Raw genomic sequence first — 22,742 nt, forward strand, 5'->3', positions numbered from 1 at the left:
TACAATATAATTTTCTAGCACTAGCAATTTATTAAAGAATTATACATAATGTAATTAAACAACCATACATTGAAACAACTATATATTGCTTTAGATATGTCAACACTAGCCGTTGCAGATATGTCTCTTGATACTATAAAAGAGAAATTGGAGTCTGCTCAGAATTTTCACAAAGTTTACCAACAGATAATGGGCAATGATAGTATGCCAGATGAGATCAGAAGTATAACACACGATGTGTATTCAAAATATAGTTCTGGTATGTTGATTTTCTTTGATGAATTAAAAAAAGAAGAAGTAAATGGAGAGAGGAAAGAGGATATCTCAAAGTTACTTACGCGCTTCAAAGAAGCAGAGCTGGTTAGTACTCAATACCAGCATTTATCATCAGCAAGCATTAAAAGTATCGATGATGATACTATTCAAGCTGATAGAGAACGAGTAAAGAAATTTTTCACTCAAGCATCTAATAATCAGATGCATAAGTTAAAGATTACACAAGCATATGACTCTTTAGCAAAACATATAGAAGCTACCAAGATTGATGCTAAAGACATAAAAGAAGAACTTGGTATTTATCCTACTATATTTGAGCTATTTTTTGAGCTACTTCGCTCTATTTTTGTTCAGCACGATACACAGAAATTGATAGATATAGATAAAAGAGGCAGAGGTATTATTCACTCTGCTTTACAGCAAAAAATCGAACATTATTCGGCAGAATTAACCTCTTTGGGCAATGAAGGTCGACAATATCTAGAGCAAAAGATAGACCGTTATAAAAACTTAAGAGATGTTGTTGCAGCTAGCGCATTAAGTAGAGAAAAAGTAATCAGTAATGAACAGCTAAGTCTAGAGAAAGATGAGCTAGATACTATACTGCAGAGTGATGCGAAACAAGTTCGACAAACATTAGAACAAAAGAAGCAAGCTCAAGTAAGTGAGCTTGATATTCATGCTAGGATATCTGATTTTTTGAAAATGAGTGAAATGTATATGAGCTATTTAAAGCAAGACAAGGAGAAGATTTTAAGTAAAACAGTGGAATTAGAAAAGCAACCAGGATCTATGTCAGAAAAAATACTTGCAAGTCGTAGAAACAGCAGTATATTGGCTCAAATTCCATAAAGGTACATATCTAGCAATAGAAATTTAGCAAACCTCTATCAGTATTTTTTCGCCATGATTTTTAACAATTTCTGTTTTTTGTGCTGATTATGCTGAATTTTTGGAAGTGGGATCCCGGCTGTATCTTTGAGTTTTTCATCTGAGAAATCATATTCTCCAAACCTGAATTATGGATTAGCGATATGGTATGTATTAGCAATAGATGGTTTTTTTAGCCTTTAATTGATAAGTAATTAAAGTAGAAATGATATGAATAAAAGCATTAACGGTGACCTATGTCTTGAATGTGCTAGCTTGCAGTTTGTTTTTTAGGTAGTCAAAAACAGTTTCTACGATAGAGCGCTTTCTTAGGAATAAAATGAGAAATGCAGAAAGCAATTGATTGGATATATAAAACAATCTCCCAGTAATGATGATATCTGCTTGAAGGCAGATACGTACTATAAGAGAACTGCTAAAGAGCGATTTGAAAAAAAGCACACTAGGTAAAATAGATCTTGCAGAATTAAAACCCAAAACCAGAAAAGCATGCATACAATAGATCTCATAATCATTAGACCTCTTGCATAACCATATAAATTGATTAAAATCCTTGATTTTATCAAGGATAACATGAAGTTTGAAAACATCAAAGATGAATACGCAGAAGAGTTTCGCAGGCTTACTGGCATTAAACGAGGAACGTTTGAAGTTATACTAAGTATATTAAAAGAAGCTGAAGCTATTTTAAAGTCTCAAGGTGGAAAACCCAATAAATTGGCTTTAGAAGATCGATTACTCATGACGCTTGAGTACTTGCGTGAATACAGGACATATTTTCATATTTCCCGCAGTTATGGAATAAGTGAAAGTGCCTGTTATCGTAATATACGTTGGATTGAAGATACTCTAATTAAAGATAAACGATTTTCACTACCTGGACGTAAAGCATTACTAAAAAGCGATTCTGAATACGAACTTGTGTTAATTGATGCTACTGAAACACCGATAGAACGACCTAAAAAAAACAGAAGCACTTTTATTCGGGAAAAAAGAGGCGACATACTCTAAAAACTCAGCTTATTGTGGATAAAAGGAAAAAAGAAATCATTTGCACTAATTTTTCTAATGGCAAGCGTCATGATTTCAGGTTATTTAAAGAATCCGGAGTTCACATCCACCCTGAGATTAAAGTTCTTACAGATACTGGTTATCAAGGCATTGATAAGTTGCATTATAATTCAGAGTTACCAAAGAAAAAGACAAAAAAGCGACCACTAAGCAGGAAAGATAAAAAGAAAAATCGTCAATTGTCTAGTGAACGTGTTTTAAATGAAAACGTCATAGGCATGATCAAACGATTTAAAATTATCGCTGATCGTTATAGGAACAGAAGAAAACGATTCGGTTTAAGGTTTAATTTACTTGCTGGTATCTATAACTTTGAGCTTTAAATAGGTTATGCAAGAGGTCTATTATTTGCTAGCAGTAAAAGATCTTTGTAAGTTTTGTCATGTGTTTTTACCAGCTTATCAAAATCATAGTAATTCCCATTAGAATATATATTTAAGTTCAATTTAACTGGCTTTTCTTGTACTGTAAGCTTTAATTCTCTGACTAATGATAATAAACTGACTGCCTCTCCAGCATCATTGATATCTTGACCGCCAAGCTCCACCTCTGTTTGTTGACCAAGGTAGTTTTCCATTAGCACCGTGAATACTCTGCCACCCACTCTTTCTCTTGCTTCAAATACATCAACATTGAAATTTGCTTTATATAGACGATAAGCTGTGGTAAGTCCAGCAAGGCCTGCTCCTATAATTGCTATTCTTTTCATATCACATCATTACTAAGTAAAGTTGAGTAACAATTTTATTGCGTGTAATTTATTCTTATAGATTGTTTTTATAAATAAGCTTAATATTAAGGGCCAAAACATTTGCTACATTTGGTAGACTATAGAATCTAAGAGCAGTAAAACATGCATATAATAGATATCACAATTGTTATTACGTATCTTATAGTATGTATATTCATCGGGTTATATAAATCAAAATCTATAACAACATTAAAAGAATATACATTAGGTGGAGGATATTTCTCCAATCTTGTTATTTCCACAACTCTATTTTGCACATATATAGGGGCTTCAGAAACTATAGGAGTTGTGGGACAAATATCAATTTATGGTGTATTTTTCATCATTCCTTTGTTCTTATCTCCTATTGCATGGCTGATGATGGCACAAGTATATGGCAAGAATATAAGTAAATTTCATGGTTGTCTTTCAATCAGTGATATAATGGAAAGATTATATGGTAAGGCTGGTAAGTGGGTTACTAACATTGTGACGTTATCGCTTGCTGTTGTGGTGACCACTACTCAATCTACTGCAATTGGGGTGATTGCAAATTATTATTTTGCAATACCTGTCTTGTGGGGAACTGCAATCGGTGCATTAACAGTAGCATTTTATTCAGCAACTGGTGGAATTAGAGCTGTTGCACTAACTGATGCATTTCAATTTGCTGTACTTATAATCGCCATTCCAGTAGCGTGCTCATATATATATCATGATGTTGGTGGATATAGTGGAATAGTAAATTCCTTACCGAAAGAGATGTTAAGACTTGACATAAACATGGACAACATAGCACTGTTTTTAAGTCTCATTGTTTTCAACTTAGTACCAGAAACTTCTGGTACATTTGTTCAAAGATTTTTGATGAGTAAAGGTAATGCCCAATTAACTAAATGTTTAAGATTAGTTGCGGCCATTCATTTGCCTTTTCTTATGTTTATATGTGTGATCGGGTTATGCGTCAAAATCAAAGCACATGATATACAACCAAGGTATTAACTTACTTTATTTCACATTACATTGTTATTGGAATCAAAGGATTAATAATATCAGGTTTATTGACTGTTATGATGTCTACAGCTGATTCTTGGCTGAATAATGCAGGAGTACTATGTGCACGTGATATCATAGCAAGTCTAATACGTTTAGAAGAAAAACGTGTGATATTAATTGCAAGAATTACAACTATGGTGATTGGAGTAACTGCAATTTTACTATCTATTGTAGGAAAAGGAGTTATGGAGCTCCTTTATTTAGCAACAAATTTTGAATCAATAATTTTTATTTCTATGACTGCTGGTTTTCTTGGATTTAAAACGAACAGTAGATCTTTTATAGCAGCTACTATATTTGCTATTCTTTGCACTGGTGTCAGTGGATACATAGTAGGAGATCTAGGTACTATAAGCTTTTTATGTGGAATGTTAGGTAGTGCTATAGGTCTATTTGGTATGCACTATTGGCAATTGTATAAAGGTACACTGAATATTAGCACACAGCAGCAGGCAGAATTTACAAAGGATGCAGTGATATACGATAAAATAAAGCAAGCAGAGCCTAAGGAGAGTAATTATAAACACATATTTGAAGATACAGAAAAGCAAGTTATACAATAGAACTCTTGCATAACCTCATTCTGAGCTAGAAATTTTTTGCAAAACGTCGCAACAATGATCTCCGTGAGTATTTTTATGTATTGGTGACAATAAAATCATAGTTTTGAACAGGTTATGCAAGAGGTCTAATAGATGATCAATTCAAACTAGAAGTTTCATCATGTGGAGAAGTGAAATGTGCAGAAATTAGCCCAGGATTCGGCTCTCTGCTAATTTATTAAGATGGGTATACATTGGCTTTTGCAACAATCCTTTTTGTTTGTTTTTAAATGATTCTTATATCATTTTTTGGATTGTTGCACTTCGTTTTAGAATGCAATAGATGGACTAGCTAAGGCGCTATAAAATAGTTGCACTACACTTTGTCTTTTAATAAATTTTAAAGCAACTTCTAAAGCTGAAATATGGTTATTGCAAGCTCTAAACTAGGCGTTTTACACCAGGTGCCGAATAAAATTCATTCTAAAATACTCGTTTATCATATCAATTTCACATGCGCTTTAGCTATAAAATCCTCGAGTTGCTATATGTCTTGAGTTAATGTGCTTAATACATTCTAAGCCCACCATTGACAGGTACTATAACGCCTGTGATAAACGCAGAGAGATCATGAGCTAAGAAAAGTGCTGTATGTGCGATCTCATCTGTTGTTGCAAGCCTATGCATCGGAATTTTTTCCATTATCTTGTTCATAACTTCTTGTGGAATGGTCTGAAGCATTTGTGTATCTACAAATCCTGGAGCTATGACATTTGCTGTAATGCCAAACTTAGCAGTTTCAAGAGCTAAAGACTTTGTAAAGCCTTCTATTCCAGCTTTTGCTGCAGCATAGTTGGTTTGTCCAGGCATTCCATGTGCGCTGACAGAGCCCATACTTATTATACGTCCAAATTTTGCTTCTCTCATTTTCTCGATAATGACGCGTGACATATTAAATGCAGAAACCAAATTAGTTTGTATGACAGATATCCAGTTTTCATACGATTGTTTATGCAACATAGCATCGCGTACTATTCCAGCATTATTAATTAGTATCTCAACATTCCCACCTAAAATTTTTTCTATCTCTAGTATTCCACGCTCACATTCTTTAAAATTCGAAACATCCCATCTCACTGCCTTAATATCAGTTTCTTTCTCAAATTGTATACCAACGCTTTCTTCGTCAAAATAATTGACAGCTACTTTATAACCAGCTGCTTTAAAGGAAAGAGCTATATTTTTCCCAATTCCTCTGGTTCCACCAGTAACCAACACTCTTCTTTCCATAAATATACTCCTGGACTAAAATTAATGTTCTGATCAGTAAGTGCTAATAAAATAAAAAAATCGAAATAGATAAGGGAGATGCATATCAGGATTGCTTAAATGGTATAAATCCAACTAAACACTCCAAAAACTTATTAATAATTTGTTATTGATTCAAGATTTAGAATAAATTTAAATTAACGGTGTTGATCTAGAAAAGTATATGAGAACACAAAACTAGCTATTTTACACACAAAATTACTAAGGTTTTTATTATAAAATTTTCTTGTGTATAAGGCATCAAGCTGTGTATCAATACCAAGCTCTGAATTAAAATCGTTAGTGGCAGTATGAAACTATAGTCTTGGAATCTGAGCTATAAAATTATAACTCTCGACTTTATTTCATGTGCCCAAGATTTAGTATGAATGTATTTCTGAAGACACGCAAGAAATGATTGCTATGCATAAATAGTATACGGTATGTTCATTAGACCTCTTGCATAACCATATAAATTGATTAAAATCCTTGATTTTATCAAGGATAACATGAAGTTTGAAAACATCAAAGATGAATACGCAGAAGAGTTTCGCAGGCTTACTGGCATTAAACGAGGAACGTTTGAAGTTATACTAAGTATATTAAAAGAAGCTGAAGCTATTTTAAAGTCTCAAGGTGGAAAACCCAATAAATTGGCTTTAGAAGATCGATTACTCATGACGCTTGAGTACTTGCGTGAATACAGGACATATTTTCATATTTCCCGCAGTTATGGAATAAGTGAAAGTGCCTGTTATCGTAATATACGTTGGATTGAAGATACTCTAATTAAAGATAAACGATTTTCACTACCTGGACGTAAAGCATTACTAAAAAGCGATTCTGAATACGAACTTGTGTTAATTGATGCTACTGAAACACCGATAGAACGACCTAAAAAAAACAGAAGCACTTTTATTCGGGAAAAAAGAGGCGACATACTCTAAAAACTCAGCTTATTGTGGATAAAAGGAAAAAAGAAATCATTTGCACTAATTTTTCTAATGGCAAGCGTCATGATTTCAGGTTATTTAAAGAATCCGGAGTTCACATCCACCCTGAGATTAAAGTTCTTACAGATACTGGTTATCAAGGCATTGATAAGTTGCATTATAATTCAGAGTTACCAAAGAAAAAGACAAAAAAGCGACCACTAAGCAGGAAAGATAAAAAGAAAAATCGTCAATTGTCTAGTGAACGTGTTTTAAATGAAAACGTCATAGGCATGATCAAACGATTTAAAATTATCGCTGATCGTTATAGGAACAGAAGAAAACGATTCGGTTTAAGGTTTAATTTACTTGCTGGTATCTATAACTTTGAGCTTTAAATAGGTTATGCAAGAGGTCTATTGAAACTCTTCTGCGTATTCATCTTTGATGTTTTCAAACTTCATGTTATCCTTGATAAAATCAAGGATTTTAATCAATTTATATGGTTATGCAAGAGGTCTATTATATTTCATCAAAAATTGTCGTGGTACAAATACTCCTTATGTATTTTTGTATACACGTATGTTCCATACTTCTTAGCTGTTTTTGAAGTTTCGTCTAGTATGTATGGCTAAGGCAACATACAAGGGTTATGCTAATGATAAATTTTACGTCAGCATCTCGCCTAAAATAGAGTTACATTGCCTATTTTAAGTGAACAAAAATTTATTCTAAATACTCATTTTTCATGCATATTTGATAGAGCTTTAGCCATATATGATAAATACAAACTCTTTATTTACCTGTGGCATATGTGATATTTAAGTTGATATTGCTGCTTCATATAGATTATTTTGTATTTTGCAATATCAATGATGAGAAAGAGAAATAAATACAAGAAATTAGTATTGCTGTAAATCGCCATCAAATGCAGCATCTTTCAAAACAGATGCATTTGATAAAATGTTGAATCATTATAACTTGAAGTGGTACTTTAGATGACGAAATTTTGTAAGGCTGGTATTGTGGCGTTGTTACTTGCTGCTGGTAGTGGAACTAGGATGTTATCTAAGGTTCCAAAGCAATATTATAAAGTTGCTGGTAAAGCAATTCTCAGACATACGATCGAAAAATTTCTTGTAAACACAAGGATTTCAATGGTTCAAGTAGTGATAAGCGAAGAACATGTTGATTTGTATAATGAAGCAATTGCTGGGCTTAATCTTCCAAACCCAATTATAGGTGGAGCAACGAGACAAGAATCTGTGAGGAAGGGACTGGAGGCAATTAGTGCTTTAGATCCTGATAAAGTAATAATACATGATGCAGTAAGGCTATTGGTTAGTTCTGAGCAAATTGACGCAGTTATTGATGCATTGATATCTGGCTATGATGCAATTGATTCTGTGTTGCCGATAGTCAATTCGGTTAGACACCAGCAAAATGGCCAGTTGCAAAATATTGGTAGAGATTCGCTATACAGCGTTCAAACACCACAGGGTTTCAGGTATGAGGCAATTCTTGATGCTCATAGAAAGCTTCGAGGCTCAAGTTTTACTGATGATGTGGCAATGTGTATTGAGCAAAATCTAAATGTTGGAATCGTTTCTGGTTGTGTGTCTAATATCAAAATAACATTACCAAGTGATTTATTATATGCCAAGTGCGTTTTGGAGAATAAGCGTATAATCCGAACTGGAATTGGGTTTGATGTGCACAGATTCAGTGATAGAACAAATGGTAATGCTGTGATAAAAATCTGTGGAGTGCCTATAGCTCACGATTGTTATATTGATGCGCATTCAGATGGTGATGTTGGTTTGCATGCTATAACGGAAGCCATTTTAGGCGCGATAGCATGCGGTAATATAGGAACGCATTTTCCAAACAATGATAGCAGATGGAAAGATGCGGATTCAATGTTGTTTGTTAAAAAAGCCTTCGATCTGCTAACTAGTAATGGCGGGCAAATTAATAATATAGATGTGACGATTATATGTGAAATGCCTAAAATAATGCCTCATAGTCTTGCAATGCGTGAAAATATTGCAAGTGCACTGCATATAGATATTGCTCAGGTTAGTATAAAAGCTACTACGACTGAGAATATGGGATTTCTTGGTAGAAAAGAAGGCATAGCGGCACAAGCAATCTGTACAGTAGAAATATAGAACAATAGAATCAAGATTGTGTTATTTTATATATATATATTTCTGTGTCGTTCAGAGTGCTTGCAGATTTGCTACACAAATAAATTTTTGCGGAAAGTGAAATATACAAAATTAGCTTTGCATAGGGTCCTGCGCTAATTTTCGGATATATTAATTGTCCTATGCCTGGCAAATACTACTTTCGCAAAATCCGTAAGTTTTTTGTGCTTATTATAACATTTCCTTACGGATTTAAAACACTATTTGCCAATTCTAATACCATTTGATACACTTTCTGAGATTTTTGGCGCGTGTATACGAGCTATATGTTTCTATGAGAATACCCTTTGTAAAGCTGGCGTGGGCGGCCTATTTTTTGCTCAGGATCTTCTATCATTTCTTTCCATTGTGCAACCCATCCAGCTGTTCTTGCAACAGCAAACATGACTGTAAACATTTGTGTTGGAATTCCAAGTGCTCTGTATATTATGCCAGAGTAAAAATCTACATTTGGATACAATTTTCTCTCTTTGAAATAGGCATCAGATAGAGCGATTTCTTCAAGCTCTAGTGCGATATCTAAAAGCGGATCATCTTTTATTTTTAGTGCTTCTAATACTTTAGAACAAGTTTTCTTTAGGACTGCTGCTCGTGGATCATAGTTTTTATATACTCTATGTCCAAACCCCATAAGCCTAAATTGATCATTTTTATCTTTGGCTTTTTCTATATACATTGGGATTCTAGAGGGTTGTCCTATTTCAGCAAGCATCTTAATCACAGCTTCATTGGCGCCGCCATGTGCTGGGCCCCAAAGAGAGGCAATTCCTGCTCCAATCACAGCAAATGGATTGGCGCCAGAAGATCCAGAAAGTCTCACTGTTGCAGTAGATGCATTCTGTTCGTGATCAGCATGCAATATTAAAAGCTGATTCATTGCAGATGATAGTATATCATTTGCTACATATTGTTCGGTTGGAACAGAAAACATCATCCGTAAGAAGTTCTGACTGTAATTTAGGCTATTATCAGGATACATGAAAGGCTGACCAATCGAATATTTGTAAGCCATTGCTGCCATAGTAGGCATCTTAGCAATCATTTTGATGATCGCCTCGTTCCTGCTTTCTTCATCTCTGATATCGAGGTTGCCATGGTAAAATGCAGATAATGAAGCAACGGCTCCGACCATTATTGCCATTGGGTGAGAATATCTTGGGAAGCCTCTGTATAAGAACTGCAGCTGCTCGTGCACCATGGTGTGTGACTTTATTTTGCTAATGAAGTCTTCTTTTTGATTTTGATCAGGAAGTTCTCCATATAATAACAAGTATGCAACAGATTCAAAATCTGATTTTTCCGCAAGATCTGCTATATCATATCCGCGGTGTCTTAATATACCATTCTCTCCATCTATGTACGTTATCTTAGAGGTGCATGAAGCAGTCGACATAAAGCCATTATCGTAAGTGAAATAGCCAGTTGCCGTATAAAGCTTCGAAACATCTATAACAGCAGGACCTTCGGTTCCTTCCATTATCGGTAGTTCTAACGTATTGTTATCAATTGTTAGGATGGCCTTTTTGCTAGCCTTTCCATTCTTCCCTATACCATCAACCTGCATAACACCACTCCAATACAAATAAAATACTCGCAAGAAACAAATTTGTGCACCTGTACAAACCATCTAGTACTATTTGTGAATGTGCTGATGCGACAACAACGTATATCAAAGATTGTATATTGCGTTGCAACATATTGCAAGAATTTATTGTGCCTTGCAGCATAAATGTAAAAACATTATGCATAGCAAGCATTAGTGATATTAAATTTTAGTTAAAAAGATAAGTATTGCATGCGCATTAAATTTAGTATTGAAAGCAAAGGCTAAAGCAAAAAAAAATATCATGTGGTGTGATATTCAAGTATTAATAAATCAAATTTTTTATCAATTAATGTCTTAATAGAAAGCTAATTGGTGAAATGATTGATCTTAAGAAATAAACATCGAGCTTGTGGATAAGGTATTGAGTGAATATACCGCAAGTGGATTGAGATCTTTTCGTACTCTTAAAACAACTAAGCAGCATTGAGGGTGGAGATAAGATATAAATACTTTATTCTGTGTCTATTCTTATTACAAGATTGCACAGAGTTGTTTTGAGCAATAAATTATAAAAATAAGATTGTTGGTGTGATATCAAGATATATCAAATCAGATATGATTTTTCTTTTGAAGCTTTAAAGATTGGAATTATGCATATATGCTATGCTTCATATTAATCGTTTTTGCTACAGGTGATGTTCTTCGGTATCATGTAGATATATTCTAGACTCTCTATTTATATTCTTTATTTGTATAATATTAGAATTTATATGTATTATCTACAGTCAATTAGCCGTTTTTTGCTGTTTATTTTTCTATGTTGCTTTATCTATGTTGATTTTGTGCTTGCGAAAAATGGTGATACTTCTTCATCTAAGTTATCTGCCAAAGGAGTGGTGGATACTGGTTACTTGGGTGGGAGTGGCGTGTCAGATGGTTACTTTAGTGCTTTATTAGACCTTGAGTATGGTGCGGATGCATCCGAGGGGCGTAGTGGATTTAAAGGTTTTATTAGATTGCATCCTTACGTTTCTTCTGCTAGATTCTTACCGTTTGATATAATAGAGCGCGTTTCTATTGAATTTTCTGATAGAAAATTTGGTTTGTTTGAAATAGGTAAACATGCTGGCGTTGCTAGTTCAATGAAAGTTGATGCATTTAGTGCGGCTGGTATGACGAGAGATTCTTTGTATTGGGTTGCCCAATTTGATCATACGATGCACACTTGCAATAGTGAATATTGTCAATTTTCCGCAATATATTCGCCTGATTTATTTAGTAATAATGTGGATTATTACACGCAGTCCAATGGCGAATTTGTAAACCTTGGTAGAGATAAGCGTAGAGATTTTAAATTAAGTTATATAAGTCAGGATTTTTCCGGCTTAAAATTTGGTATTTCTTATATTCCTGGTTTTGAAGAACGGCGCTCAGAGAAGATTATTTCTTATTCAAATGTTTTACAATGCAGTATATTTTATGCTGGTCAAATTAATGATGTTGCATATAAATTTTCTGTTTCATATGAGGGTGCTGGATCGTATAAAGATCCAGTGTCTGGTCAGTTAAGTAATCCGTTATTCGGTTTTGAGGCTGGTGCAAATATTGCTTATATGGGGTTTACCATTGGTGCATCTACTGGGTTTTTAGGTAAGTCCTACAGTATGAAAGGTGAAAATAGTAAATCTAGTAGTTATAATACGCTGGGTCTTGGGTATAAAATAGGACCGTTTGGAGTTGGAGTCAGCTATTTTAATAGCGTGAAATATTTAAATGAAATGGCTTCTAAATTTGATAGAATTGCTTTTGGTTTGAACTATAAATTTTCAAATAATATTTTGTCTTCTCTTGAAATTTCTAGATTCAATTTGAATTTTGGCAGCATGCCAGATAATTCTAGTCATGGCTATATGGTTTTGATCGGTGCAAAATTTAAATTTTGATGAATTTTGTCGTATTCTTGGGGGTGTGCGTCATATTTTGGTTGCCGCATGTGCTTTTTGAGAGTTTTTTGGTGTTGCGGTGTGTTAATGCGTATATTGCAAACTATTGCAATATATAAAGTGCAGAATATTTACAAGGATAAATCAAGATTTTTATCGGTTGACTAGCGCTAGTTCCTGTTAATCAATTAGATATTTTTAATTGGTGGCTTTGTTATTTACTTGAGAGACGAGTTATTTGTATGAAGGTTATAGATATTTTTGGTAGAGAAATTTTGGATAGTAGAGGGCAGCCGACTCTTGAGGTTGACTTAATGCTTGAAGGGAATCATTTTGGTAGAGCTTCTGTTCCAAGTGGTGCTTCTTTAGGATCTAAAGAGGCTTTGGAGAAAAGAGATGCTGAAGATCGGCGTTATGGCGGTCGAGGAGTCTGTGGCGCAGTACGGGTGGTTAATACAGAGCTGTTAAAATATATTTCTGGTCGTGAATTTGTTTCTCAAAGAGAGCTAGACAATTTTCTAATAGAGTTGGATGGAACGAGTAATAAATCGCGCGTTGGAGCAAATAGTACTCTTGCTATTTCTCTTGCGTTTGCAAAGGCAAGGGCTGCATTCTTAGGGAAAATGTTGTTTGAATCTATAGAGGGTTTCAGTAATTGGGCTATGCCAAGGTTGATGCTAAATATCTTAAATGGGGGAGCGCATGCGGATAATGGTATCACATTTCAGGAATTTATGATAATTCCAGCATCTTCTTTTTCAATAGCTGAGAGTTTAGAGCTGTCATACAGTGTATTTATTGCACTGAAGTCGCTTTTGAAATCCGCTGGTTTTAGTGTTGGAGTAGGTGATGAAGGGGGTTTTGCCCCAGAGCTTGGCTCAATAGAGCATGCCCTTGATTTTATAATGAATGCAATAGAGGTCGCGGGTTTGCAGTATGGCAAAGATGTTGAGATTGGTCTTGATGTTGCGGCAAATGAGCTATATAACGGCAGGGAATATGTGATATCTAAGAATCTTGAGCTTGATTCGCTGCAGATGATTGATTACTATAAGAAGCTTTTAAAACAATACCCTATCATTTCCATAGAAGATCCACTTGCTGAAGAGGATTTAGATGCTTGGGCAATGATGACTTCTAAGCTGGGAAAAGATGTGCAAATTGTCGGTGATGATCTTTTTGTGACAAACGTTGATATATTGAGAAAGGGTGTTAAGTCTGGTCTTGCAAATGCAGTCTTGATTAAAATGAATCAAATCGGTACATTAAGCGAGACATTAGACACCATAAATTTGGCAAGAAAAAGCAATTATCATTATATAGTTTCTCATAGATCTGGTGAGACTGAGGATGCTTCCATGAGTCATCTTGCAGTTGCAACTTCTAGCCATTATATAAAAGCTGGTTCTGTATGTAGGACAGATAGAATTTGTAAGTATAACGAACTGCTTAGAATTAATGAAAAATTAAGTGGTGATGCTTGTGTTAATAAATAACTAGCAAGTGATTAATATAACTCTTCATTTACCTGCAATCAATACTATATACGAAATTAGACTTCAAAAAGAGCTAGAAAGAATAAGAGCGCATGTGTATATGAAATAACATAATGTGAATATACAGAGTGATTTATAGATGGCATAGTTGTTTGTCTCTGTATTTAAAGAAGCAATGTATTGCTGAAATTGCTGTATATATACATATATTTGTTTTCCCGTTTTTTTAGCCTTTGCGATGAAGAATAGAACTTGAAAACGATATAGTGTGGTTAAGAGGTGGGATTATGCTAAAATTGAATGCTGTGTTATTAATTTATAGAAGAATGTAATTATTATTTGATCCTCTTGTAAATTTATTGTAGAAGAGTTGGGCTTGTGACCATTACTAAGCTTGACATAATAGCAGGCTGTAATATACTCTCCTCGGTGGGATTTTTGTCATGCTTGATTTAAGAAGTGTTTTACGTGGCTAGTTTGATTACATTTTTCAAAGAAGTAAGTGCTGAGGCTAGAAAGGTTGTATGGCCCAGTTCGAGGGAGTTATACGTCACTGTACTGTTTGTAATTTTTGTTGCGTTTATAGCTGGTCTTGTGTTCTTTCTCGTTGATTCTGCACTCTATCGAATAGTGAAATTATTTTTGAATTTTGGGAGTTAGACCTTGACGGTATCTTGGTATATTTTAAACACTTTGTCTGGTTATGAGCAACGTATCGCTCGGCATATCAAAGATGAAGCCGAAAAGAAGGGGCTTCGCGACCTTATCCATGAGGTTGTTGTGCCTGTTGAGAGTGTTTCTGAGCTGAGAAGAGGAAAAAAGGTTCAGACATCTAAAAAAATCTTTCCTGGTTATATATTGATCAAGATGCAGCTTGATGATGAGACTTGGAGTATGGTAAAGAATATACCAAATGTTGCAAAATTTCTTGGGTCTAAAAACAAGCCTGCAAAGATTCAGGAGCATGAGGTTTCTAGAATCTTGAAGCAAATGGCTGAAGGAGTAGTTGTTAAAGAAGACGATGCAAGTTACGAGGTTGGTGAACTTGTAAAAATTATGGATGGTCCTTTTGAGGCATTTACTGGTGCTATAGAGGGTGTTGATAATGTAAAGAGAAGGTTAAAGGTTTTGGTTTCGATTTTGGGTAGAGATACTCCTGTTGAGCTTGAATTTGACCAAGTTAAAAAGTGTAATGAATAATATGAGTTCGTGGCTTTAAATTATGAAGAAAAAAATATTAGGGTATATTAAGCTGCAGGTTCCTGCTGGAAAGGCAAATCCTTCTCCTCCTATCGGTCCTGCTTTGGGTCAGAAAGGGCTTAACATAATGGAGTTTTGTAAGCAGTTTAATGAGAGAACAAAAGGCCTTGAGATTGGCTCTCCTGTTCCTGTGTTGATTACTGCATATGCTGACAAGAGTTTCGAATTTATTACGAAGACCCCTCCTACTTCATTTTTAGTGCGTAAATTTGCTGGCCTGGAGAAGGGATCTAAGATTCCTGGTAGGGAAGTGATTGGGAAGATAGAAGCAGAGAAGGTTCTTGAGATAGCAAAGATGAAGCTATCTGATATGGGAGTTGATTGCATAGATGCTGCTGTTTCCATGGTTGAGGGGACTGCACGCTCTATGGGTATTGTTGTGCAAAAGTAATAGTGATGGATTGATTGGTAGCATATGAAGAAAAAAAGTAAGCGCATGAAGCGCGCCTCTGAACTTATTCAAAGTGATAGGTTGTATAATCTTGAAGATGGCATTGGGTTGTTGAAGGAATATTCTACATCTTGTGCTGCGAAGTTTGATGAGACTGTCGATGTTGTTTTTAAGCTTGGAGTAGATCCTAGGCAGTCAGATCAGATGGTAAGAGGTGCTGTTGTTATGCCATCTGGTATGGGGCGTGAGGTTAAAGTTGCAGTATTCATTAAGCAGGAGAGAGTTGGTGAGGCTGAGAAAGCAGGAGCCGACTTGTTTGGTGAGGTAGAGCTGATAGATGAAGTCAAGAGCGGAGTCATTAATTTTGATGTATGCGTCGCGACTCCTGATATGATGCCAAAGATCGCAGTTCTTGGGAAGGTTTTAGGGCCAAGAGGGTTAATGCCGAATATAAAACTTGGTACAGTTTCGGACGACGTTGCAGAGGCGGTGCGCAGAATTAAATCTGGTCAAGTTGAGTATAAAGTTGAGAAAGCAGGTCTTGTACATGCTGCAGTTGGTAAGCTTAGTTTCTCTCAAGATGCGCTTAAAGCTAATGTTGTTGCGTTATATAAATCTATACTTGCTTCAAAGCCTGCTACTTCTAAAGGGATTTATATGCAGAAAATGTTCTTAAGTAGTACTCAGGGACCTGCTATTGAGCTTGACTTAAGAAATATGATAGATTAGATTGACAATTCTGTGAAATTAAAGTAAGGGGTGTCTTGTGAACAAGTTACGGAAGCAGGAGTTGGTGGGGAATTTGCATGAGGTTATGCGCTCTTGTGCGGCCGTCATAGTGACTAAAAATATTAACATTTCAGTTGCGGATGTTAATGATCTGAGGCGCAGAGTTAAGCAGTCCGATGGGCGTTATTGTGTTGTGAAAAATAAACTTGCTAAAATTGCTGTGCAGTCTACATGTTATGAAAATTTGGTCCATCTTTTAAATGGACCAACTGCTCTCACTTATTCTAATGATCCAGTGTCAATTTCTAAGACTTTGGTGGATTTTTGTGCGAAAAATGAAAGCGTGCAAATATTAGGTGGAGCTATGGGTGAGGCTTATCTAACTTCAAAGCAAGTTCAAGAGCTTGCTTCGCTACCATCTGTTGATGAGTCTAGAGCAAAAATTATTGGGTTACTGAATGCTTCTGCGTCTAAGCTGGTTTCAGTGCTGCAGGCTCCTATGCGCAATGTTGTTGGTGTTTTGACTGCATACTCTAAGCAATAAATTTTCTTTCAATAGTTAATAGTAAAAGGATATAGAAAATGTCTAATTTAGAAAAAATCGTTGAAGAATTGTCTACTCTGACAGTTATACAGGCTGCTGAGCTTGCTAAGATGCTAGAGGAAAAGTGGGGTGTGACTGCGGCAGCTCCTGTCGCTGTTGCAGTTGCTGCGGCTCCTGTTGCAGAAGCTGCTGCTAAGACAGAGTTTGACTTAGTACTAGTTGATGCTGGTGCAAATAAGTTAAATGTAATCAAAGAGGTTAGAGCGCTAACAGGTCTTGGGTTAAAAGAAGCAAAAGACTTAGTTGAGTCTGCTCCTAAAGTAGTGAAAGCTGAAGTTTCTAAGGAAGAAGCTGAAAAAGGTAAGCAACTTTTGGAAGCTGCTGGTGCAAAAGTAGAGCTGAAGTAGGAATTTTAACGTATATAACGTTATTATTAGCTAGCAGCTTTGATATTATGATCTTTAGTGTTGTGCAGTGATAATAATGACTGTGCTGTCTCTTTTATATGATTTTTTAGATTGATTTGCGCTTTTAATATATTATTTGCGCAATTTTGTACTGTGAGGGGCTTTGATGCTCTCTTGCGTACAGTTGCTATGTTTTTATATACTGGCCTTGTCTTCTAAAGATTTTATATTAATGCTGTTTGTGTTTACTGCTTATAAGCTCGCTTCTTGAGTGCTTTATTTGGTTTGAGTCGTGAAATTGCTTTTAATGTGTTTCATAGTATAGGTACAGCATATATTGATTGCGTTATACTTTTGCTTATAGGCTGTATAATGTATTTTTGTTGAGCTGTATTAATATATCTCTAATTAGCTTGATTTATTGCATTGTTGCTTTTATGAGTTAGTGTACGATGTGTTAGTTGAGCGGTATATATTATCTCATTGAGCTTATTGTATTTTAACTGTGTAAAATTATATGCACTTGGCTTCATTGTTTTATACAAGAATTTACATGGCTTTTTATAGATGCTTTATAAGGTAGTTTTTCATAATGCAGTAATAGCAAATTTCAGTTTGCAGCTTGTATATTGCTTATAAGTTTTTGCTTTATACTTTGTGACCATTGTGCTTTTTTGTTTATTAGCTTTTGAAAAAGAGATTTTTTGCTTATGAACTACTTAATGCTTGCGAGAGTGGCGGCAATTTTCCTTTCTGATGCAGTGGTACTAGCATTAGAGGTGGCTTTATCACATGTTATATGCACTGAGCTTGCATGAATAATATTGTGCTTTAACTTTTTCAAGGAGAGGGTGTATAGATGCATGAGATATTGTAGTAGTGATTTTGATCATACAGCTTGAGAGAAGGAGCGTCACGCTTCCTTTTAGAATTGCATGGTGCTGCATTCATTGCTTTGCTTATGTCATGCTAGCTTTACTAGATATTTTTTTAACTTTCAATTGAGTATTTTGTGCTGCTATTTAAACTGAAAAATCGAATCAGACGGTCTTTTGGAAAGACATTAAGTGTTGCTGAAATTCCAAATCTAATACAGGTGCAAAAGAATTCTTACGAGGATTTTTTGCAGCTTGATGTTCCTGCAGAGCAAAGAAAAAATAAGGGATTAGAAGCGGTCTTCCGTTCTGTTTTTCCAATTTCTGATTATGATGGTCGCGCAACAGTTGAGTATGTTAGATACGCTTTGGATACTCCTAAGTATGATATTGAGGAGTGTATGCAGCGTGATGTGAGCTATGCAGCTCCTCTGCGTGTTACAATGCGCTTGATAGTCTGGGATCTTGATGAAGAGATAGGAATGAAGGAAGTTAAAGGTATCAAGGAGCAAGATGTTTATATAGGTGAAATTCCGCTTATGACAAAAAATGGTACTTTTGTCATAAATGGTGCGCAGCGTGTTATTGTTTCGCAGATGCACCGTTCACCAGGTGTATTTTATTATCATGATGGTGGTAAGAGTAATATAGCTGGGAAATATCTCTATTTTGCTCGTGTGATTCCTTATCGTGGCTCATGGCTGGATTTTGAGTTCGATGCGAAGGATATACTATTTTTTAGAATAGATAGAAAGAGAAAGTTATATGTCACTACTTTGCTCAAAGCGCTTGGTTATTCCAAAGATCAGATTCTCGGAGAGTTTTATAATTTCAGAAAGTGTCTAAAGTATGGCGACTCATGGGTTAGTGATTTTGATTTAGAAAAGCTGAAAAATTCTAAAATTACCAAAAACGTTATAGATCTTAGAACAGGAAAAGTAGTTATAGATAGTGGAACACGTTTGACATCTAAGATTATCCAAAAATTTGGCGCAGAAGATATCAAGAATTCGGCAGTTTTTGAGGATTTACAAGGTTTGTCTGTTGCACATTCTATAGTTGATCCTGAAACTGGGGAAGAGATTATAGCAAGTGGAGAAGAAATTACTCCAAATATTTTGAAGCGAATAGAAGCTATAGATCTCAAAGAAGTTCACGTTATAGATATAGATAATGTTAAAGTATGGCCTTATATAAGAAATACTTTGATGTTAGATAAGAACCTTACACAAGAAGATGCTATATCTGACATATATAGGGTGCTTAGACCTGGTGAGCCTGCAACTGCTGAGGTTGCGACATCTCTATTTAACGGTATCTTTTTTGATCCAGAGCGTTATGATCTATCTGCTGTTGGTAGGATGAAACTTAATGCTAAGCATGAAATTAACATGCCAGAAGATTATACAACTCTGACGCGTGAAGATATCTTAGCAATAATTAAGTATTTAATCAGTGTAAAAGACGGATATGGTGAGATAGACGATATCGATAGCTTAAGTAATAGAAGAGTAAGATCTGTTGGAGAGCTTGTCGAGAATCAGTTCCGTTTAGGACTTGTTCGAATGGAGAGGGCTATCCTGGAGCGTATGGGCTCTGTTGAGATTGATAGTGTGATGCCGCATGATCTTGTGAATTCAAAGGCATTAATGTCAGTAATTAGAGATTTCTTTGGTACGTCACAGTTATCACAATTTATGGATCAAACAAATCCACTGTCTGAAGTGACACATAAAAGACGTGTATCTGCTCTGGGACCAGGTGGATTAACTAGGGAGAGAGCTGGTTTTGAGGTTCGTGACGTGCATCCGACTCACTACGGTAGGATATGTCCAATAGAAACTCCAGAAGGGCAAAATATAGGTTTGATAAATTCCCTTGCTACTTATGCTAGAGTAAATAAATATGGTTTTATAGAGAGTCCATATAGAAAAGTAGCTGATGGTCAGGTTACAGAAGAAATTACATATCTTTCTGCAATAGAAGAAGGAAGATATGCTATTGCGCCTGCAAATGTGAAGTTAACTGATGATAAAAGCTTTGTTGAAGAGATAGTGCCATGTAGAAGACGCGGAGAGGGCACTTTAGCTCCAAAATCTGAGATTAGTTATGTAGATGTGTCACCTAAACAGCTAGTTTCAGTAGCAGCTTCTTTAATTCCTTTTTTGGAAAACAATGATGCAAACAGGGCTCTTATGGGCTCTAACATGCAAAGACAAGCTGTTCCATCGCTGAATAGTGAAGCGCCCTTCGTAGGAACTGGGATGGAAAGTGTAGTAGCTAGAGATTCTGGTGCTGTAGTTATAGCGAAAAATTCTGGTACTGTTGATCAGGTTGATGCAAGAAGGATAGTTGTTAGGTATAAGGACGACCAATCTGGTGTGCCTGGAGTTGATATATATACTTTAAACAAGTACAAGAAATCTAATCAGGGCACATGTATAAACCAAAAGCCTATAGTTAAGGTTGGTGATTTTGTAGAAAAAGGCGATGTCATAGCGGATGGTTCATGTACAGATTATGGAGAGCTTGCTCTGGGACGTAATGTACTTGTCGCATTCATGCCTTGGAAAGGTTATAACTTTGAGGACTCTATATTACTTTCTGAAAGGATAGTAAAGGAGGATATATTTACCTCTATACATGTGGAAGAATTTCAGGTAATAGCAAGGGATACGAGGCTTGGGCCTGAAGAAGTTACACGTGATATTCCAAACGTCAGTGAAGAAAATTTAAAGTACTTAGATGAGATTGGTATAGTACACGTTGGTGCAGATGTAAAAGCAGGTGATATATTAGTTGGTAAAGTTACTCCAAAGACAGAATCCCCGCTCAGTGCAGAAGAGAAATTACTAAGGTCTTTATTCGGTGAAAAAGGAAAAGATGTTAGAGATTCTTCTTTGAGAGTTCCTCCTGGTGTTAAAGGTGTAGTCGTTGGTGTGCGTGTATTTACACGTAGAGGTATAGAAAAAGATGAACGTGCGATAGCTCTTGAGAAAGTTGAGATAGAGAAAGTTGAAAAAGATAAAGAAGATAAGGTTTCAATAATTAAAGTCTTTGCTTATTCTAGAGTTGCTGAATTATTAGTTGGAAAAATTATAGTCAGTGCTCCGAAACCTCTTGTTCCGGGGGATGTCCTGACTCAGCAAGTGTTCGACAAGCTACCAAAGAGGCAACTATGGCAAATTGTTGTTGACGATGCTCAAAATATGTCAGAGCTTGAACGCATTAAGCTTTTCTATGATAGGTCGATAGAGGAGCTTGAAGAAGAACTCAAGCATAAGGTTAAGAAAATTCAGAGTGGTGATGATCTGCCACATGGTGCACTAAAACTTGTGAAAGTTTATTTGGCTACAAAGCTCAAATTGCAACCTGGTGATAAAATGGCTGGTAGACATGGTAACAAGGGGGTTGTGTCTAAAATCTTGCCAGTTGAGGATATGCCATTTTTAGAAGATGGTACTCCTGTTGATATAGTACTAAACCCTCTTGGTGTTCCTTCACGTATGAACGTTGGGCAGATTTTAGAGACGCACCTTGGCTGGGCTTCTGTCAACTTAGGAAAGAAAATTAGTGAAGTTTTGAGAAGCATTAATGACTCTTCTGAAGTTAGCGAGCTTAGAAAAGAAATATTAAACTTGTATCCTTCAGATCGTCAATCAGATGTGGCAGTTCGTGAAATTATTAAATCTATGTCAGATGAAAGTGTCATAGAGTTAGCTAAGACTCTTAGTAAAGGTGTTCCGTTTGCAACTCCAGTGTTTGACGGAGCTAAGGAGGATGAAATCAATGAAATGCTGACAAAAGCAGGTGTGGATGCTTCAGGGCAGATGACTTTAATAGATGGAAGAACAGGTGAAAAGTTTGATAGAAAGGTCACTGTTGGCTATATATACATGCTTAAATTAGATCACTTGGTGGACAATAAAATTCATGCAAGGTCTACTGGTCCTTATAGCTTGATTACTCAACAGCCTCTTGGTGGGAAAGCGCATTTTGGTGGCCAAAGATTTGGTGAGATGGAATGTTGGGGGCTGCAGGCGTACGGTGCTGCTTATACTCTTCAGGAGATGTTGACTGTTAAGTCAGACGATGTAGAGGGAAGAGTTAAGATATATGAATCAATTATTCGTGGAGATCCTATATTTGAATGTGGTGTGCCAGAATCATTTAACGTTATGATAAAAGAATTGATGTCTCTATGCTTAAACGTAGAAATGATTACTGATGATAAAGATGATAAGGATGATAACGAGGATTAGTATTCAGTATTAAGCGTTCAGGTAATTGAGTCTATTTTTGTATGTTGTTTGTAGTGTTAATTTAGAGCAGTTAATTAGTCGCCTGCATTATAATTCTAAGAAGTGGAGGATTTATATTGATTGCAAGCAATTATTATGCACTGAAAATCCTGCAGAAAAAGTGGCATAATTGTCAAAAACCTTATAGATTTTGTTAAGTAGTATTTTTGCAAGTATTGGACAAATTATATATATGACAATTAGCGCAGAGCTGTTCTAAGAGCTAATTTTTAT

General features: G+C 35.7%; 20 protein-coding genes and 1 pseudogene. 17 read left to right on the forward strand and 4 right to left on the reverse strand.

Annotated elements, in window-relative coordinates; translation table 11 throughout:
- Nucleotides 1–69 precede the first annotated feature (69 nt).
- Complete coding sequence (locus AACL20_RS05235) at nt 70–1,128, forward strand: hypothetical protein (protein ID WP_339051917.1); 1,059 nt, start codon at nt 70–72, stop codon at nt 1,126–1,128.
- Nucleotides 1,129–1,568: 440 nt separating this feature from the next.
- On the opposite strand, the gene AACL20_RS05240 is transcribed toward AACL20_RS05235, so the two are convergent.
- Nucleotides 1,569–1,742, reverse strand: coding sequence for a hypothetical protein (locus tag AACL20_RS05240; RefSeq protein ID WP_339051918.1), 174 nt, complete (start codon nt 1,740–1,742; stop codon nt 1,569–1,571).
- Between AACL20_RS05240 and AACL20_RS05245 the strand changes: the two genes are divergently transcribed.
- Nucleotides 1,741–2,561, forward strand: a protein-coding gene (locus tag AACL20_RS05245) for an IS5 family transposase (protein WP_339051669.1) whose coding sequence is annotated in 2 segments (ribosomal slippage) — nt 1,741–2,128 and nt 2,128–2,561 — 822 coding nt in all. Because the reading frame shifts where the segments join, the coding sequence is not laid out codon by codon here. The genes AACL20_RS05240 and AACL20_RS05245 overlap by 2 nt on opposite strands.
- 5 nt (nt 2,562–2,566) lie before the next feature.
- Here AACL20_RS05245 and AACL20_RS05250 read toward each other — a convergent pair.
- The gene (locus tag AACL20_RS05250; RefSeq protein ID WP_339051919.1) at nt 2,567–2,947 is read right to left on the reverse strand and encodes an FAD-dependent oxidoreductase; all 381 of its coding nucleotides are present in this window, start codon (nt 2,945–2,947) and stop codon (nt 2,567–2,569) included.
- 144 nt (nt 2,948–3,091) lie between these two features.
- Between AACL20_RS05250 and AACL20_RS05255 the strand changes: the two genes are divergently transcribed.
- Together AACL20_RS05255 and AACL20_RS05260 are read left to right on the forward strand one after the other, a co-directional pair.
- Nucleotides 3,092–3,970, forward strand: a complete 879-nt coding sequence (locus AACL20_RS05255) for a sodium:solute symporter family transporter (RefSeq protein WP_339051920.1) — start codon at nt 3,092–3,094, stop codon at nt 3,968–3,970.
- 71 nt (nt 3,971–4,041) lie between these two features.
- The gene (locus AACL20_RS05260) at nt 4,042–4,587 is read left to right on the forward strand and encodes a hypothetical protein (RefSeq protein ID WP_339051921.1); all 546 of its coding nucleotides are present in this window, start codon (nt 4,042–4,044) and stop codon (nt 4,585–4,587) included.
- Between the two features lie 546 nt (nt 4,588–5,133).
- Here AACL20_RS05260 and fabG read toward each other — a convergent pair.
- A complete protein-coding gene (gene fabG / locus AACL20_RS05265) occupies nt 5,134–5,856 on the reverse strand; it encodes a 3-oxoacyl-ACP reductase FabG (RefSeq protein WP_339051922.1) in 723 nt (240 codons plus the stop codon).
- Between the two features lie 527 nt (nt 5,857–6,383).
- On the opposite strand from fabG, the gene AACL20_RS05270 reads away from it, so the two are divergent.
- From AACL20_RS05270 to ispF, 4 genes and pseudogenes are all read left to right on the forward strand, one after another.
- A protein-coding gene (locus tag AACL20_RS05270; protein ID WP_339051669.1) for an IS5 family transposase occupies nt 6,384–7,204 on the forward strand; the annotation gives its coding sequence in 2 pieces (ribosomal slippage) (nt 6,384–6,771 and nt 6,771–7,204; 822 coding nt in all).
- 64 nt (nt 7,205–7,268) lie between these two features.
- Entirely contained in the window at nt 7,269–7,406 is a 138-nt protein-coding gene (locus tag AACL20_RS05275; protein ID WP_339051923.1) for a hypothetical protein, read from the forward strand.
- Nucleotides 7,407–7,804: 398 nt separating this feature from the next.
- Nucleotides 7,805–8,470, forward strand: a pseudogene (gene ispD, locus AACL20_RS05280) (2-C-methyl-D-erythritol 4-phosphate cytidylyltransferase); the annotation flags it as partial.
- A gap of 6 nt (nt 8,471–8,476) precedes the next feature.
- Complete coding sequence (ispF, locus tag AACL20_RS05285; RefSeq protein ID WP_339052687.1) at nt 8,477–8,977, forward strand: 2-C-methyl-D-erythritol 2,4-cyclodiphosphate synthase; 501 nt, start codon at nt 8,477–8,479, stop codon at nt 8,975–8,977.
- A gap of 301 nt (nt 8,978–9,278) precedes the next feature.
- On the opposite strand, the gene AACL20_RS05290 is transcribed toward ispF, so the two are convergent.
- Nucleotides 9,279–10,580: a citrate synthase gene (locus tag AACL20_RS05290; RefSeq protein WP_410519939.1), complete on the reverse strand. Its 1,302-nt coding sequence runs from the start codon at nt 10,578–10,580 to the stop codon at nt 9,279–9,281.
- 824 nt (nt 10,581–11,404) lie between these two features.
- Here AACL20_RS05290 and AACL20_RS05295 point away from each other — a divergent pair.
- The 9 genes from AACL20_RS05295 (at nt 11,405) to rpoB (ending at nt 22,469) form a co-directional block, all read left to right on the forward strand.
- Nucleotides 11,405–12,505: a porin gene (locus tag AACL20_RS05295; protein WP_339051925.1), complete on the forward strand. Its 1,101-nt coding sequence runs from the start codon at nt 11,405–11,407 to the stop codon at nt 12,503–12,505.
- Nucleotides 12,506–12,747: 242 nt separating this feature from the next.
- The gene (eno, locus tag AACL20_RS05300; protein WP_339051926.1) at nt 12,748–14,001 is read left to right on the forward strand and encodes a phosphopyruvate hydratase; all 1,254 of its coding nucleotides are present in this window, start codon (nt 12,748–12,750) and stop codon (nt 13,999–14,001) included.
- A gap of 468 nt (nt 14,002–14,469) precedes the next feature.
- Nucleotides 14,470–14,661: a preprotein translocase subunit SecE gene (secE, locus tag AACL20_RS07050; RefSeq protein WP_410519903.1), complete on the forward strand. Its 192-nt coding sequence runs from the start codon at nt 14,470–14,472 to the stop codon at nt 14,659–14,661.
- Between the two features lie 3 nt (nt 14,662–14,664).
- The gene (gene nusG / locus AACL20_RS05305) at nt 14,665–15,201 is read left to right on the forward strand and encodes a transcription termination/antitermination protein NusG (protein WP_339051927.1); all 537 of its coding nucleotides are present in this window, start codon (nt 14,665–14,667) and stop codon (nt 15,199–15,201) included.
- 22 nt (nt 15,202–15,223) lie between these two features.
- Nucleotides 15,224–15,652: a 50S ribosomal protein L11 gene (gene rplK / locus AACL20_RS05310; protein WP_339041745.1), complete on the forward strand. Its 429-nt coding sequence runs from the start codon at nt 15,224–15,226 to the stop codon at nt 15,650–15,652.
- Between the two features lie 24 nt (nt 15,653–15,676).
- Nucleotides 15,677–16,381: a 50S ribosomal protein L1 gene (rplA, locus tag AACL20_RS05315; RefSeq protein WP_339051928.1), complete on the forward strand. Its 705-nt coding sequence runs from the start codon at nt 15,677–15,679 to the stop codon at nt 16,379–16,381.
- A gap of 37 nt (nt 16,382–16,418) precedes the next feature.
- Nucleotides 16,419–16,925: a 50S ribosomal protein L10 gene (gene rplJ, locus AACL20_RS05320; RefSeq protein ID WP_339051929.1), complete on the forward strand. Its 507-nt coding sequence runs from the start codon at nt 16,419–16,421 to the stop codon at nt 16,923–16,925.
- A gap of 38 nt (nt 16,926–16,963) precedes the next feature.
- Nucleotides 16,964–17,332: a 50S ribosomal protein L7/L12 gene (gene rplL, locus AACL20_RS05325; RefSeq protein ID WP_339041751.1), complete on the forward strand. Its 369-nt coding sequence runs from the start codon at nt 16,964–16,966 to the stop codon at nt 17,330–17,332.
- Nucleotides 17,333–18,344: 1,012 nt separating this feature from the next.
- Nucleotides 18,345–22,469 (forward strand): DNA-directed RNA polymerase subunit beta, encoded by a 4,125-nt coding sequence (gene rpoB / locus AACL20_RS05330; protein ID WP_339051930.1) that lies wholly within the window; start codon nt 18,345–18,347, stop codon nt 22,467–22,469.
- The last annotated feature ends 273 nt before the right edge of the window (nt 22,470–22,742 follow it).

The sequence above is a fragment of the Candidatus Lariskella endosymbiont of Epinotia ramella genome (assembly GCF_964019805.1).
GTDB lineage: Bacteria > Pseudomonadota > Alphaproteobacteria > Rickettsiales > Midichloriaceae > Lariskella.

Bases quoted from the DNA above. Each gene is read 5' to 3' on its own strand.
- AACL20_RS05250 (WP_339051919.1), bottom strand. From the start codon at position 2,947: ATGAAAAGAATAGCAATTATAGGAGCAGGCCTTGCTGGACTTACCACA.
- AACL20_RS05275 (WP_339051923.1), top strand. From the start codon at position 7,269: ATGTTATCCTTGATAAAATCAAGGATTTTAATCAATTTATATGGTTAT.
- AACL20_RS05255 (WP_339051920.1), top strand. From the start codon at position 3,092: ATGCATATAATAGATATCACAATTGTTATTACGTATCTTATAGTATGT.
- AACL20_RS05240 (WP_339051918.1), bottom strand. From the start codon at position 1,742: ATGTTATCCTTGATAAAATCAAGGATTTTAATCAATTTATATGGTTAT.
- rplA (WP_339051928.1), top strand. From the start codon at position 15,677: ATGAAGAAAAAAAGTAAGCGCATGAAGCGCGCCTCTGAACTTATTCAA.
- AACL20_RS05260 (WP_339051921.1), top strand. From the start codon at position 4,042: ATGTCTACAGCTGATTCTTGGCTGAATAATGCAGGAGTACTATGTGCA.
- eno (WP_339051926.1), top strand. From the start codon at position 12,748: ATGAAGGTTATAGATATTTTTGGTAGAGAAATTTTGGATAGTAGAGGG.
- rplK (WP_339041745.1), top strand. From the start codon at position 15,224: ATGAAGAAAAAAATATTAGGGTATATTAAGCTGCAGGTTCCTGCTGGA.
- fabG (WP_339051922.1), bottom strand. From the start codon at position 5,856: ATGGAAAGAAGAGTGTTGGTTACTGGTGGAACCAGAGGAATTGGGAAA.
- AACL20_RS05290 (WP_410519939.1), bottom strand. From the start codon at position 10,580: ATGCAGGTTGATGGTATAGGGAAGAATGGAAAGGCTAGCAAAAAGGCC.
- rplL (WP_339041751.1), top strand. From the start codon at position 16,964: ATGTCTAATTTAGAAAAAATCGTTGAAGAATTGTCTACTCTGACAGTT.